The sequence below is a fragment of the Campylobacter sp. JH32 genome (genome assembly GCF_017846535.1).
Classification (GTDB): domain Bacteria; phylum Campylobacterota; class Campylobacteria; order Campylobacterales; family Campylobacteraceae; genus Campylobacter_D; species Campylobacter_D coli.
This window is the reverse complement of sequence record NZ_JAEQBS010000002.1, coordinates 188,160-201,088: the sequence shown is the minus strand read 5'-3', so window position 1 is coordinate 201,088 and position 12,929 is coordinate 188,160. Positions and strand designations below refer to the sequence as shown.

Genomic DNA, 12,929 nt, shown 5'->3' with positions numbered 1-12,929 from the left:
ATTGCGAAGGAAAATTGATGGAGAATATTTTTAATAAAGATTCTGATATTGAACTTATAGATATAGAAAATTCTATTAAAAGTAGTTATTTGGATTATTCTATGAGCGTTATTATCGGTCGTGCACTTCCTGACGCTAGAGATGGCTTAAAGCCTGTTCACAGAAGAATACTTTATGCTATGAATGATCTTGGCGTAGGAAGTAGAAGTGCATATAAAAAATCTGCTCGTATAGTAGGGGATGTTATCGGTAAGTATCATCCACATGGCGATATTGCTGTTTACGATGCCTTAGTAAGAATGGCACAAGATTTCTCTATGCGTTATCCAAGTATCGATGGACAAGGAAACTTTGGTTCTATCGATGGTGATGGCGCTGCTGCAATGCGTTATACTGAAGCTAGAATGACAATTTTAGCAGAAGAGCTTTTACGCGATATAGATAAAGATACGGTAGATTTTGTTCCAAACTACGATGATTCTATGAGTGAGCCCGATGTTTTACCTGCTAGGGTGCCAAATTTATTATTAAATGGCTCTAGTGGTATTGCTGTAGGTATGGCGACAAATATTCCTCCGCATAGTCTTAACGAGCTTGTAGATGGACTTTTGTATTTGCTTGATCATAAGGATGCTAGTTTAGAAGATTTGATGCAATTTATCAAAGGTCCTGATTTCCCAACGGGTGGGATAATTTATGGCAAAAAAGGCATTATCGAAGCTTATCGCACAGGGCGTGGTAGAGTAAAAATAAGAGCTAAAACTCACATAGAAAAAAAATCCAATAAAGACATTATCGTTATAGATGAACTTCCATATCAGACTAATAAAGCAAGACTCATAGAACAAATTGCAGAGCTTGTAAAAGAAAAGCAAATCGAAGGAATTTCAGAAGTTAGAGATGAGAGTGATAGAGAAGGAATTCGTGTTGTAATCGAACTCAAGCGTGAGGCGATGAGTGAGATAGTGCTTAATAATCTTTTTAAATCTACTACAATGGAAAGTACTTTTGGTGTGATTATGCTTGCTATTCACAACAAAGAGCCAAAAATCTTTTCTTTAATTGAACTTTTAAATCTTTTCTTAAACCATAGAAAAACAGTGATTATCAGACGAACAATTTTTGAACTTCAAAAAGCAAGAGCAAGAGCTCACATTTTAGAAGGTTTAAAAATAGCTTTAGATAATATTGATGAAGTTATAGCTTTAATTAAAAATAGTCCTGATAATACTACAGCAAGAGATTCTTTGGTAGCTAAATTTGGACTTACCGAGCTTCAAGCTAATGCGATTTTAGATATGAAACTCGGCCGTTTAACAGGACTTGAAAGAGAAAAAATTGAAAATGAACTTGCAGAGCTTATGAAAGAAATCGCAAGACTTGATGAGATTTTAAAAAGCGAAACTTTGCTAGAAAATCTTATCCGCGATGAATTAAAAGAGATAAAAAGCAAATTTGATGTGCCGCGTATTACGCAAATAGAAGATGATTATGATGATATTGATATTGAAGATTTGATTCCTAATGAAAATATGGTTGTAACCATTACTCATCGTGGATACATTAAAAGAGTGCCAAGTAAACAATACGAAAAACAAAAACGCGGTGGAAAAGGTAAGCTTGCTGTAACGACTTATGATGATGATTTTATCGAAAGTTTCTTTACTGCTAATACTCATGATACATTAATGTTTGTTACTGATAGAGGACAGCTTTATTGGTTGAAAGTTTATAAGATACCTGAAGGCTCAAGAACAGCTAAAGGAAAAGCGGTTGTTAATTTGATTAATTTACAAGCTGATGAAAAAATCATGGCTATCATTCCGACTACTGATTTTGATGAAAACAAATCCTTATGTTTCTTTACTAAAAATGGTATAGTAAAACGCACCAATTTAAGTGAATATCAAAATATCAGAAGTGTGGGTGTAAAAGCGATTAACTTAGATGAAAATGATGAATTAGTTACTGCTATTATCGTTCAAAGAGATGAGAATGAAGAAACAGGACTTTTAGATGATGACAGTCTTAATGATGAAAATACAAACTCTGATGAAAATTTAATTGAATCCATTAAGGGTAAAATGCTCTTTGCAGTGACTAAAAAGGGTATGTGTATTAAATTTCCTCTTGCAAAAGTGCGTGAGATTGGTCGCGTAAGTCGTGGGGTAACAGCTATTAAGTTTAAAGAGAAAAATGACGAATTAGTAGGTGCTGTTGTTATAGAAAATGATGAGCAAGAGATTTTAAGTATCAGCGCTAAGGGTATAGGAAAGCGAACAAATGCGGGAGAATATAGACTTCAAAGCAGAGGCGGAAAAGGTGTCATTTGTATGAAGTTAACCGATAAAACCAAAGAGCTTATTAGCGTTGTAATTGTAGATGAAAGTATGGATTTAATGGCACTAACAAGCAGTGGTAAAATGATACGCGTTGATATGCAAAGCATTAGAAAAGCGGGGCGTAATACCAGTGGTGTTATTGTGGTTAATGTTGAAAATGACGAGGTGGTTAGCATCGCTAAATGTCCTAAAGAAGAGCTTGAGGATGAAATAAGCGATGAAAACTTAGATTTAAATTTATAATAGTTATTTGAGTTGGAACGCTTTTTGCTTTTTTATCAAATAATTACAATATTTTGAAGGTGTAAATATGAAAAAATTTTATTTTATGCTAATAATAGCAGGAATTTTTGCAGGGTGTACAGCGAGTACAAACAGTACTACAGCTAAAAATCCAAATAGTCCAAGTACTTCAGCTCAAGCATCGGATATTGTTGTTCAAAAAGTGGATAAAGACGATGTTCGTGATATTATTAGAGAAGAAAAAATGCTAGCTCCTGATGTAAGCGAAAGTGAGCTTAGTTTTAGTGCTGTAGGAGAAGGAATTGCTCCTCTTAATACTGTTTCAAGTGCTCAAGCTTTAGCATTAGCAAAAAGAGCCGCAATTACAGATGCTTATAGACAGCTTGCAAGTAAGCTTTATGGCGTTAAAGTTAATGGTAAAGATACTGTAAAAGATGCAATGCTTAGAAGCTCAACCATCACTGCACAAGTAAATGGTTTAATTAAAAATGCTAGCATAATTGATGAGAATTTTAATCAAGGCCTTTACAGAGTTAATGTAGAACTTAAGATTGATGCGGACAAGTGGAAAGAATTGTTTGCTTATTAATATTTTTTAGTTTTAAACTAATTGCCCAAGATGAATTTATATTTTGGGCAGAACTTTCTAACAAAAATTTAATCCTTTTTCATCAAAGTCAAAATTTATCCCCTGCAATGACGCGTAGTGAAAATACTATAAGTGAATTTGCTTGCGAAATTTCTTATACTGATGATGATTTAAAAAAACTTCCAAGAACAGAATTGGGTATGATAGATGATGATATGTCTAAGGCTATTAAATTTGATTTTTTAAATGCCCATAAAGATGAATTAAGTGATTGTTTTATGGGTGCTAGAATTTCTGTAAAAGATATAGTCAAAACAGACTTGTTAAAAGCACAAAATGAAACCTATGTTAAAATTTTACCTTTGCGTTTTAGTGTAGAATTTGGAGAAAGAAATGCTTTGATTTACTATCTTAAAAAAAAGTAAATTTAAGCCGTATTTTGCTATTATTTGCTAAAAAATCAAAGGCTAGTTATGAATTTGGTGATTGTTGAAGATGATATCAATATGCGAAAATCCCTTGAAATAGCTCTTGGGGAATATGAAGAATTTCAAATAAAATCTTACAAATCAGCCACAGAAGCTTTAAAAAAAATTGATTCAGATACAGATTTGATTATTACAGATATTAATATGCCTGGAATTGATGGACTAGAATTTATTAAGGCTTGTGAAAATAAATATGATTTTATCATTATGACAGGAAATGCAACTTTAAATCGCGCCATAGAAGCGGTACGCTTAGGTGTGAAGGATTTTTTAACTAAACCTTTTGATATAGAAACTTTGGTTGAGGCTATCAAGCGTGCAAAAGTTATTCGAGAAAAAACTGCGGATAAAAAAATAAAAAAGCAAGAAGAAAAACAAGAAAATGGTTTTTTCTCGAGTTCTGATAAATTAGAACAAGTTTTAAGCTTGAGTCAAAAGGCTGCTAAAACAGATGCATCAGTTATGCTTTTTGGTGAGAGTGGCGTGGGTAAAGAAGTTTTTTCACGTTTTATTCATCAAAATTCTAAACGCTCCCAAAAGCCTTTTGTAGCTATCAATATGGCTGCCATCCCTTCAAATTTGATAGAAAGTGAGCTTTTTGGATTTGAAAAAGGGGCATTTACTGATGCTAATGCCACCAAAATAGGACTTTTTGAAATGGCAAATAATGGAACTTTATTTTTAGATGAAATAGGTGAAATGCCTTATGAAATTCAAGCCAAACTCTTAAGGGCCTTGCAAGAAAAAGAAATCACAAGACTTGGAAGTACTAAAAGTATCAAAATAGATGTAAGGATTATTAGTGCGACCAATGCAAATTTGCAAGATAAGATCGATAATGGAGAATTTAGATCGGATTTGTATTATCGTTTAAATACAGTTCCTATTAATATACCCCCTTTAAGAGAAAGAAAAGAAGAAATTTTGGGCATAGCGCAAAAAGTTTTAGAAAATACTTGTAAAGAGTATGAGCTCGAAATGAAAAAAATAAGTCAAGAAGCTCAAAAAGCTTTGCTTGAATATAATTTTCCAGGCAATATAAGAGAGCTTATTTCTATAGTTCAGCGTGCTTGTATTTTAAGCGAGGGATTAGAAATTTCAGAACAAGATTTATTTTTAGAAGCAAGAAGTGTAAAAAAAGATGTAAAAAATTTAGAAAAAGAATTGCTAGAGCAAATTTTAGAGCAATGTGAATTTGATAAAGAAAAAGTAAGCAACGAACTTGGAATGAGTATAGAAAATTTAAACAATAAAATCAAACAATACAAAATAAAGGAAAAATAATGTCAAAAAAACAAAAAATAGCTATAGTTGGAGCAACAGGTGCGGTTGGAGAAGAGCTTTTAAATGTATTAGATGAGCTTGATTTTCCAGTCGAGAGTATTTTGCCTTTGGCTAGTGCAAAAAGCGCAGGTAATCAAATAGAATTTAGAGGCAAATCTTATACAATAAAAGAGCTTACCGAGGATGTTTTTAGAGAAAATCCTGTAGATATAGCTTTTTTTAGTGCAGGCGGAAGTGTAAGTGAAAAATATGCTAAATTTGCTGCAGAAGCAGGTGCTGTGATAATTGATAACACAAGTCATTTTAGAATGGAAAAAGATGTGCCTTTAGTCGTTCCAGAATGCAATCCTGAAGATATTAAAGAATGGAAAAAAACAGGTATCATTGCAAATCCAAATTGTTCAACTATACAAATGGTGCATATTTTAAAACCTTTAAATGATGCTTTTGATTTAAAGCGTGTGGATGTAAGTACCTATCAAGCAGCAAGTGGAGCAGGTAAGGAAGGTATGGAAGAATTGGTTCGCGCAATGCAAAGCTTTTTTGCTTTCAAGCTTGATGAATTTGAAGCTCAAACATTTCCTCATACTTTAGCACTTAATTTGATTCCTCAAATTGATGTATTTATGGATAATGGCTATACAAAAGAAGAGCTTAAAATGATCAATGAAACACAAAAAATTCTTCATAAAAATTTAGAAATTTCAGCTACTTGTGTAAGAGTTCCAGTTTTAAGAAGTCATAGTGAAGCAATTACTATGCATTTTGCAAAAGAAGTAGATGTAAATAAAGCAAGAGATATACTCCAAAATGCACCAAGTGTTGTTGTTATAGATGAACCAAAAGATAAAAAATATCCTATGCCTTTAATGACTAGCGATACAAATGAAACCTATGTGGGTAGAATTCGCTTAGATGTTACACATAAAAATATACTTCATCTTTGGTGCGTAGCAGATCAAATTCGCGTAGGTGCTGCTACAAATGCAGTGCGCATTGCTCAAAAATGGTTAGAATTAGAAAATAAATAAAAGGAGTAAAAGAGTGTTAGAGAAAATTTTTGAATCCTTGCTTGTTAAAAGTCGTATTGTTACAATTTTACCCGTAATATTCGGTCTTGTGGGCGCTTTTGTTTTATTTTTTATTGCAAGCTATGATGTTTTAAAAGTAATTCTTTATACTTATCAATATTTCTTTAGCGCTGGAATCAAGATTGATTTACATGAAGATGTGGTAGCTTTGATTATAGGAGCTGTAGATCTTTATCTTATGGCTTTGGTTTTATTTATTTTTTCTTTTGGAGTGTATGAACTTTTTATTAGCGAGATAGAAGAATTTAAACAAACCAAGCAAAGTAAAGTCTTGGAGGTGCATAGTTTAGATCAGCTTAAAGATAAGCTTGCAAAAGTGATTATCATGGTTTTGGTAGTAAATTTCTTTCAAAGGGTATTGCAAATGAAATTTGCTACTCCTACAGATATGGCTTTTCTTGCCGGATCTATTTTAGCTCTTTGTGTGGGGCTTTATTTTTTACACAAGGGCGGACATTGAGGCTTGATTATCTTTTTTTGATATAATTAAAATTTTGGTTTGTAAGGGTGATTATGAAAAAGCTATTTTTGATTTTATTGGCGGTAATTAATGTTTTAACTTTTTCTTATGCGGCTCCCTTAGATGAAGTTTTTAAAGATGTTGAAGTTTCGGGCGTTGTGCGCTATAGATACGAGACGCAAAGGGTTAAAAAAACAGATAATAAAAACAAAAAACACAATGTTACAAACCGCACCGAAATCACTATAAAATAGAGGTAGGATATGTTTCGTTACTTGACAATTTTTTCGATTTTTGTTGTAGCGCTTTTTGGTATAAATTTGAAGTCTTTTTTTACTTATACTTTTGATGCAAATAAACAATACGATATGGTTCAAGCCAAGGATTTATATTTTAAAAATAAATGCAATACTTGCCATGGAGATAATGCTGAAAAAAGTGTCGCAGGTTCTAGAGTATTAAAAGATATGTCTCCTGAGGATATTAAAGCGGCCTTGGTGGGTTATACTCTTGATGGTAGTACTTCTGCTAATGCTTCACAAATGGCTTTTTATGCTAGAAATTTAAGCCACGATGATATGGATAATATCATTGCATATATCAAGGGTGGAAATTTTGCTGTTGATTTGCAAGTGAAAGATTTATTAGAAGAAGAACCACCGCAAAAAACGAAACATAATACTTTTTTAAAATAAAATATTGAGTTTAATTTAATGAAAGGATGGATAAGATGAAAAAAGTTACTTTAGTTTTTAGTGCCTTAGCTTTGGCAAATTGTTTATATGCAAAAACAATTAATTTAGGAGTAGTGTTGCCATTAACAGGACCAGTGGCTGCTTATGGGCAAGATGTTTTTAATGGTATAGAACTTGCTAATAAATTAAATGCTAAGTTAGATAATGGTGATGAAGTAAAGTTAATCGTTATTGATACTAAAGGCGATAAACTTGAAACTACAAGTGCAGTAAATCGTCTTATAGCGCAAGATAAGGTTATAGGGATTATAGGAGAGGCTACCACGCCAAATACTATACAAGCTATATCAATTGTAGAAGATAAAAAAATTCCACTCATTGCTCCAGTAGCTTCAGGAGATAAACTTCTAGAGGGCAAAAAATACGCTTCTCGTGTGTGCTTTAGTGATAGTTTTCAAGGGGATAAATTTGCGAGTTATGTTACAAAAGAATTAAACCTTAAAAATGCTGTTGTTATTATAGATCAAAGTAATGTTTATTCTTTAGGACTTGCAAAAGCTTTTGAAAAATCTTTAAAAGAGAATGGCGGTAAGGTGATCAAAAAACTTGCAATCAGTTCAGGCGATAAAGATTTTAGAGCTGTAGTTTCACAGCTTAAAAGTTTAAATCCTGATTTTGTTTATATGCCAATTTATCATCCTGAAGCTGCTCTTATTGCTAGACAAGCTAAACAAATTGGTTTTGATAAATTATTAGCTGCTGGAGATGGGGTTAATAATCAAACTTTTATAGATTTGGGCTCAACTGCTGTAAATGGAGTGGTTTTTACAGATAGTTTTGACTCAAGTAACCCTTCTACTGCTCGTGGTAAAACTTTTATCAATGAATATGAAAAAATAAAAGGCAATGCAAATCTTCCAGCTTTTTCAGCTATGGGTGCGGATGCTTATTATGTAATGCTAAATGCTATGAATGCTTGCCAAAATACACTTACTAGCGAGTGTATCAATGAAAAAATCCATCAAACAAGCAATTATGAAGGTGTGGGTGGAATTATTAGCATTGATGCAAGCGGTAATGCAATTCGTCCTGTTGTTATAAAAGAAATACAAGATGGCAAGCAAGTTTATAAAACTTTAATCAATCCTAAGGAAAAGTAATGAAAAAGAAAATAATTTTAGCAGCAGCTTTGGCTTTAAGTTTACAAGCAAAAGAAGTAAATTTAGGAGTTGTTTTACCTTTAAGTGGGGTAACGGCAGCTTATGGACAAAGTGCTTTGGAGGGTATAAAATTAGCTAATGAAATGCAAAGTACTTTAGCTAACGGAGATAAAATCAATCTTGTTGTTTTGGATACTAAGGGAGATAAGATCGAATCCGCAAGTGCTGCTACCCGCCTTGTAAATCAAGATAAGGTATTAGGACTTATCGGTGAAATGGTTACTGCAAATACTTTACAAGTAATGCGCATAGCTGAAGAAAATAAAGTTCCTCTTATCGCTCCTGCTGCAACAGGAGATAAGCTTTTAGAAAACAAATTATATTCAAGTAGAGTTTGCTTTATGGATAGTTTTCAAGGCTCATCTTTGGCAAAATACGCTTTTGAAAAATTAAACCACAAAAAAGCTGTGATTGTGGTTGATCAAAGTACGGATTATTCTTTAGGACTTGCTAAGGCTTTTGAAAAAGAATTTAAGGCTAAGGGTGGTGAAATTTTAAAAACTCTTAGAGTAAATTCAGGCGATAAAGATTTTAAAGCTATTGCAACTCAAATTAAAATTTTAAATCCTGATTTTATTTTCCTTCCGCTTTATTATAGTGAAGCTTCTTTGTTTGTTAGACAAGCAAAGCTCATAGGTTTAAATATCCCAATGGGTTCAGCTGATGGGGTTGCAGATGCTACTTTTATTAAATTAGCAGGCAATGCAAGCGAAGGATATATTTTTACAGATAGCTTTGATGCAAACAATCCTACAACCCAGCTAAGTAAAGATTTTATAGCTAAATACGCAAAGGAAAATCAAAGTAAAGAGGTTCCAAATTTTACAGCTATGGGAGCGGATGCTTATTTTGTAATGTTTAATGCTATGAATGCTTGCCAAAATACACTTACAAGTGAGTGTATTAATGAAAAAATTCACCAAACAAACAATTATGAAGGAGTTTCTGGGGTTATTAGTATCGATAAAAGCGGAAATGCAACTCGTTCTGTGGTAGTGAAAGAAATTAAAAATCAAAAACAAACTTATAAAGATACTATAAATCCTTAGGAAAAATATGGACTCTACTTTATTTTTACAACAACTTGTTAATGGTCTTAGTCTAGGCAGTATGTACGCACTTATTGCCGTGGGCTATACCATGGTATATGGTGTATTAAGGCTGATCAATTTTGCACACGGTGATATTATGATGGTGGGTGCTTATATAGCCCTTTTGTTGATAAATTTTTTTTCTCCAATTATCAATCATTTAAATCAAACTTTTTTTGGTAGCGATGAGCTTGGAAAATATCTTGTTGTTATTTTTGCAGCTGCACTTGTGGCTTCTATGATCTTTTCTTCTATTGTGGGAATATTGATAGATAAAATTGCCTATAAGCCTTTAAGAAAAGCTCCTAGAATTTCATTATTGATAACTGCAATCGGTATTAGCTTTTTTTTACAAAATCTTTTTAATGTGATTTTTACTTCAACCGAACAGCAATTTCCAGCACCGCCAATATTTGAAACTTTGGTTAGCATAGGCGGTGTTAGTACAACTTTAGGTTCGTTGCTTGTACCTTTAGTAACTCTAGTAGTAATGCTTGGAGTCCTTTTTATCCTTTATAAAAGTAAATACGGCATAGCCATTCGTGCTTTGGCTTTTGATATACAAACTGTAAATTTAATGGGAATTAATGCAAATAGAATTATTGCCATTGTTTTTGCTTTAGGATCTGCTTTAGCTGCTCTAGCAGGGATTTTTTGGTCGAGTAATTACTATTCTGCTTATCCTACTATGGGGACTTTAGTTGGACTTAAGGCCTTTGCAGCAGCAGTTTTAGGAGGGATTGGCTCTGTAGTAGGAGCGGTTCTAGGAGGACTCATCATAGGATTGACTGAAGTTATGGCCGTGGCTTTCTTTCCAGAGCTTTCGGGTTTTAAGGATGCTTTTGCTTTTATTTTTCTTGTGTTTATCTTACTTTTTAGACCAACGGGAATTTTGGGCATAAATTTTGAAAAGAGTAGGTTTTAAAAATGGTAAAAATTAAAATTTCAGCTTTAGTTTATATTGTTTTAGCTATTGCTTTTATTATGCTTGCTCCACAATTTTTTGATGGCTATGGTATTGGTATATTAAATCAAATTGCTATTTATATTACTTTAGCAGTAAGTTATAATTTAATCAATGGTGTCACAGGTCAGTTTTCTTTAGAGCCAAATGGTTTTATAGCAGTAGGTGCTTATGCTGCGGCTCTAGTGCTTTTAAGCTCGGAACAAAAATTAGATTTATTCAGTTTAGAAGACCCAAATCCTATCATTTTAGCTTTGCATACAAATTCTTTCATCTTAGCACTTTTAGTCGCTGGCTTTAGCGCTTGTGTTTTATCTTTAATCCTTGCTTTTGCTGTTTTTCGTGTAAGAGGGGATTATCTAGCTATTGTAACTTTAGGTTTTGGTATTATTATCCAAAAATTAGCGATTAATTTTCCAAGTTGGACAAATGGATCTATGGGCTTAAATGGTATTCCTTTGCTTTCAAATCTTTATTGGACAGGTGGAGTGGCGATTATATCTGTTATTTTGATTTTAAATTTGGTTTATTCTAAATTTGGCAGGGCAATGCAAGCAATTAGGGATGATGAAGACGCTGCGAGCGCTATGGGAGTAAATACTTTTTGGACTAAAACTCTTGCTTTTGGAACTTCTGCTTTTTTAGAGGGCGTAGGTGGAGGACTTTTGGTTTGTCTTCTTGCCTCTGTTTCTCCAGAGCAATTTGGTTTTGAATTTACTTTTATGTTGCTTATAATTATAGTTTTAGGCGGCTTAGGTTCTACTACGGGAGCTATTTTGGGAGCTATTTTGATCATAGGTGGAAGAGAGTGGTTAAGATTTTTAGATGAAATGCAGATTAAAATCGATTTTCTAGGTATCGATATGGGTTCTATGCCAGGACTTAGAATGGTGGTTTTTTCTTTAATTCTTATTTTAGTTATGCTTTTTGCACGACGCGGAATTTTTGGCGATAGAGAGCTTAATTCCTTCTTTAAAAGACCTTCTAAAAAAGGACTTAAATAATGATTTTGGAGCTTAAGAATATTACTAAAAAATTTGGGGAAGTGAGAGCTATTAATGAAACTTCTTTTCATATTAAAGAGGGTGAAATTTTTGCTCTAATTGGTCCTAATGGTGCGGGCAAAACAACACTTTTTAATATTATTACAGGCAATTATAAACCAACAAGCGGAGAAGTATTTTTTCAAAATAAGAAAATTAACGATTTAAAGCCTCATAAAATTGTGCATTTAGGCATAGCAAGAACCTTTCAAAACATTAGATTATTTTCAAGTATGAGTGTGCTTGAAAATGTTATGATAGGTTTTGATAAACAAATGAAATATAGCGTTTTGGAAGCTTTTTTGCATTTAGGTCGTTTCCATAGGGTTGAGCAAGAATTTAAAAATAAAGCTTATAAGCTTTTAGAAGAACTCGGTATTAGTGAATTTGCAGATGAGAAAGCTACGAGTTTAAGTTATGGTCAGCAAAGAAAAGTTGAAATTGCAAGAGCTATGGCTACAAACCCAAAACTTCTTTTACTTGATGAACCTGCTGCAGGTATGAATTCTAGCGAAAGCGATGAATTAGCAGAGCTTATTTTAAAGCTTAGAAAAGACTATAAGATCAGCGTTTTGCTTATAGAGCACGATATGAAATTTGTTAATAAGCTTTGTGATAAAGTTTTGGTGCTTGATTACGGTAAGACTATTTTTGAAGGAAAAATAAGTGATGCTGTAAATCATAAAGAGGTAATTGCTGCTTATTTGGGAGATTTTGATGCTAGTAGTTAAAAATTTGCATGTTTATTATGGCTTGATTGAAGCAGTTAAGGGTATAGATTTTAAAGTAGAAACAGGTCATATAGTTTCTCTTATTGGCTCTAATGGAGCAGGAAAGACTTCTACTCTCAATGCGCTTTTAAATGCAGTAAAACGAACTGGAGAAATAAATTTTTTAGGTTATGATACAAAAAGGCATCTAACTCATACTTTGGTGCAAAAAGGTATAGCTTTAGTGCCTGAAGGAAGGCGCGTTTTTATCAATCTTAGTGTCGAAGAAAATTTAAAAATAGGTGCTTATAATAATAGTGAAAACTATGAGCACTTAAGAGAGCAAATGTATAAGTTATTTCCAAGACTTGCGAGCAAAAAACATGCTATGGCAGGAAATTTAAGTGGAGGGGAAGCTCAAATGCTTGCTATTTCAAGAGCTTTGATGAGCGAACCTAAGCTTTTAATGCTTGATGAGCCCTCGCTTGGACTTGCTCCTAAGATAGTTGGAGAGGTTTTTGATATCATAGTGCGTTTAAAGGAAGAGGGCATTACTATACTTTTAGTGGAGCAAAATGCTTACTCTGCGTTAAAGATAAGTGATTATGCTTATGTTTTAGAAAATGGACTTATTGCAATGCAAGGTGAGGCTAAAAAACTTATAGGCGATGACAATATTAGAAAAAAATATTTAGGATTATGATACAGA

At 33.0% G+C, this 12,929-nt stretch carries 14 protein-coding genes; all 14 read left to right on the top strand.

Going from position 1 to position 12,929, the window contains the following annotated elements:
- Positions 1 to 17 precede the first annotated feature (17 nt).
- The 14 genes from gyrA (at position 18) to KAR67_RS02435 (ending at position 12,923) form a co-directional block, all read left to right on the top strand.
- Entirely contained in the window at positions 18 to 2,585 is a 2,568-nt protein-coding gene (gyrA, locus tag KAR67_RS02500; RefSeq protein WP_002788054.1) for a DNA gyrase subunit A, read from the top strand.
- Positions 2,586 to 2,652: 67 nt separating this feature from the next.
- Entirely contained in the window at positions 2,653 to 3,174 is a 522-nt protein-coding gene (gene flgP / locus KAR67_RS02495) for a flagellar assembly lipoprotein FlgP (RefSeq protein ID WP_002779060.1), read from the top strand.
- Positions 3,150 to 3,599 carry a hypothetical protein gene (locus tag KAR67_RS02490; protein WP_002779058.1) on the top strand — a complete coding sequence of 150 codons (450 nt, stop codon included), beginning with the start codon at positions 3,150 to 3,152 and terminating at the stop codon, positions 3,597 to 3,599. Before flgP ends, KAR67_RS02490 begins: the two co-directional genes overlap by 25 nt.
- 48 nt (positions 3,600 to 3,647) lie before the next feature.
- Complete coding sequence (locus tag KAR67_RS02485; protein ID WP_002790196.1) at positions 3,648 to 4,946, top strand: sigma-54 dependent transcriptional regulator; 1,299 nt, start codon at positions 3,648 to 3,650, stop codon at positions 4,944 to 4,946.
- A complete protein-coding gene (locus KAR67_RS02480) occupies positions 4,946 to 5,977 on the top strand; it encodes an aspartate-semialdehyde dehydrogenase (RefSeq protein ID WP_002797156.1) in 1,032 nt (343 codons plus the stop codon). Before KAR67_RS02485 ends, KAR67_RS02480 begins: the two co-directional genes overlap by 1 nt.
- A 13-nt stretch (positions 5,978 to 5,990) precedes the next feature.
- Positions 5,991 to 6,497, top strand: a complete 507-nt coding sequence (locus KAR67_RS02475; protein WP_002779051.1) for a YqhA family protein — start codon at positions 5,991 to 5,993, stop codon at positions 6,495 to 6,497.
- Between the two features lie 53 nt (positions 6,498 to 6,550).
- Positions 6,551 to 6,751, top strand: a complete 201-nt coding sequence (locus tag KAR67_RS02470) for a mini-MOMP protein (RefSeq protein WP_002779049.1) — start codon at positions 6,551 to 6,553, stop codon at positions 6,749 to 6,751.
- A gap of 9 nt (positions 6,752 to 6,760) precedes the next feature.
- Entirely contained in the window at positions 6,761 to 7,192 is a 432-nt protein-coding gene (locus KAR67_RS02465; RefSeq protein ID WP_002779047.1) for a c-type cytochrome, read from the top strand.
- A 35-nt stretch (positions 7,193 to 7,227) separates the two neighbouring features.
- A complete protein-coding gene (locus KAR67_RS02460) occupies positions 7,228 to 8,352 on the top strand; it encodes an ABC transporter substrate-binding protein (protein ID WP_002779045.1) in 1,125 nt (374 codons plus the stop codon).
- The gene (locus KAR67_RS02455) at positions 8,352 to 9,461 is read left to right on the top strand and encodes an ABC transporter substrate-binding protein (RefSeq protein ID WP_131235469.1); all 1,110 of its coding nucleotides are present in this window, start codon (positions 8,352 to 8,354) and stop codon (positions 9,459 to 9,461) included. The genes KAR67_RS02460 and KAR67_RS02455 overlap by 1 nt, the downstream gene beginning before the upstream one ends.
- Positions 9,462 to 9,468: 7 nt before the next feature.
- Positions 9,469 to 10,428: a branched-chain amino acid ABC transporter permease gene (locus KAR67_RS02450; RefSeq protein ID WP_002779036.1), complete on the top strand. Its 960-nt coding sequence runs from the start codon at positions 9,469 to 9,471 to the stop codon at positions 10,426 to 10,428.
- 2 nt (positions 10,429 to 10,430) lie between these two features.
- Positions 10,431 to 11,471 carry a branched-chain amino acid ABC transporter permease gene (locus KAR67_RS02445; RefSeq protein WP_002782148.1) on the top strand — a complete coding sequence of 347 codons (1,041 nt, stop codon included), beginning with the start codon at positions 10,431 to 10,433 and terminating at the stop codon, positions 11,469 to 11,471.
- A complete protein-coding gene (locus KAR67_RS02440; protein ID WP_002790197.1) occupies positions 11,471 to 12,241 on the top strand; it encodes an ABC transporter ATP-binding protein in 771 nt (256 codons plus the stop codon). The genes KAR67_RS02445 and KAR67_RS02440 overlap by 1 nt, the downstream gene beginning before the upstream one ends.
- The gene (locus KAR67_RS02435; protein ID WP_002782151.1) at positions 12,228 to 12,923 is read left to right on the top strand and encodes an ABC transporter ATP-binding protein; all 696 of its coding nucleotides are present in this window, start codon (positions 12,228 to 12,230) and stop codon (positions 12,921 to 12,923) included. The genes KAR67_RS02440 and KAR67_RS02435 overlap by 14 nt, the downstream gene beginning before the upstream one ends.
- The last annotated feature ends 6 nt before the right edge of the window (positions 12,924 to 12,929 follow it).

Bases quoted from the DNA above. Each gene is read 5' to 3' on its own strand.
- gyrA (WP_002788054.1), top strand. From the start codon at position 18: ATGGAGAATATTTTTAATAAAGATTCTGATATTGAACTTATAGATATA.
- flgP (WP_002779060.1), top strand. From the start codon at position 2,653: ATGAAAAAATTTTATTTTATGCTAATAATAGCAGGAATTTTTGCAGGG.
- KAR67_RS02485 (WP_002790196.1), top strand. From the start codon at position 3,648: ATGAATTTGGTGATTGTTGAAGATGATATCAATATGCGAAAATCCCTT.
- KAR67_RS02480 (WP_002797156.1), top strand. From the start codon at position 4,946: ATGTCAAAAAAACAAAAAATAGCTATAGTTGGAGCAACAGGTGCGGTT.
- KAR67_RS02470 (WP_002779049.1), top strand. From the start codon at position 6,551: ATGAAAAAGCTATTTTTGATTTTATTGGCGGTAATTAATGTTTTAACT.
- KAR67_RS02465 (WP_002779047.1), top strand. From the start codon at position 6,761: ATGTTTCGTTACTTGACAATTTTTTCGATTTTTGTTGTAGCGCTTTTT.
- KAR67_RS02460 (WP_002779045.1), top strand. From the start codon at position 7,228: ATGAAAAAAGTTACTTTAGTTTTTAGTGCCTTAGCTTTGGCAAATTGT.
- KAR67_RS02455 (WP_131235469.1), top strand. From the start codon at position 8,352: ATGAAAAAGAAAATAATTTTAGCAGCAGCTTTGGCTTTAAGTTTACAA.
- KAR67_RS02450 (WP_002779036.1), top strand. From the start codon at position 9,469: ATGGACTCTACTTTATTTTTACAACAACTTGTTAATGGTCTTAGTCTA.
- KAR67_RS02445 (WP_002782148.1), top strand. From the start codon at position 10,431: ATGGTAAAAATTAAAATTTCAGCTTTAGTTTATATTGTTTTAGCTATT.
- KAR67_RS02440 (WP_002790197.1), top strand. From the start codon at position 11,471: ATGATTTTGGAGCTTAAGAATATTACTAAAAAATTTGGGGAAGTGAGA.
- KAR67_RS02435 (WP_002782151.1), top strand. From the start codon at position 12,228: ATGCTAGTAGTTAAAAATTTGCATGTTTATTATGGCTTGATTGAAGCA.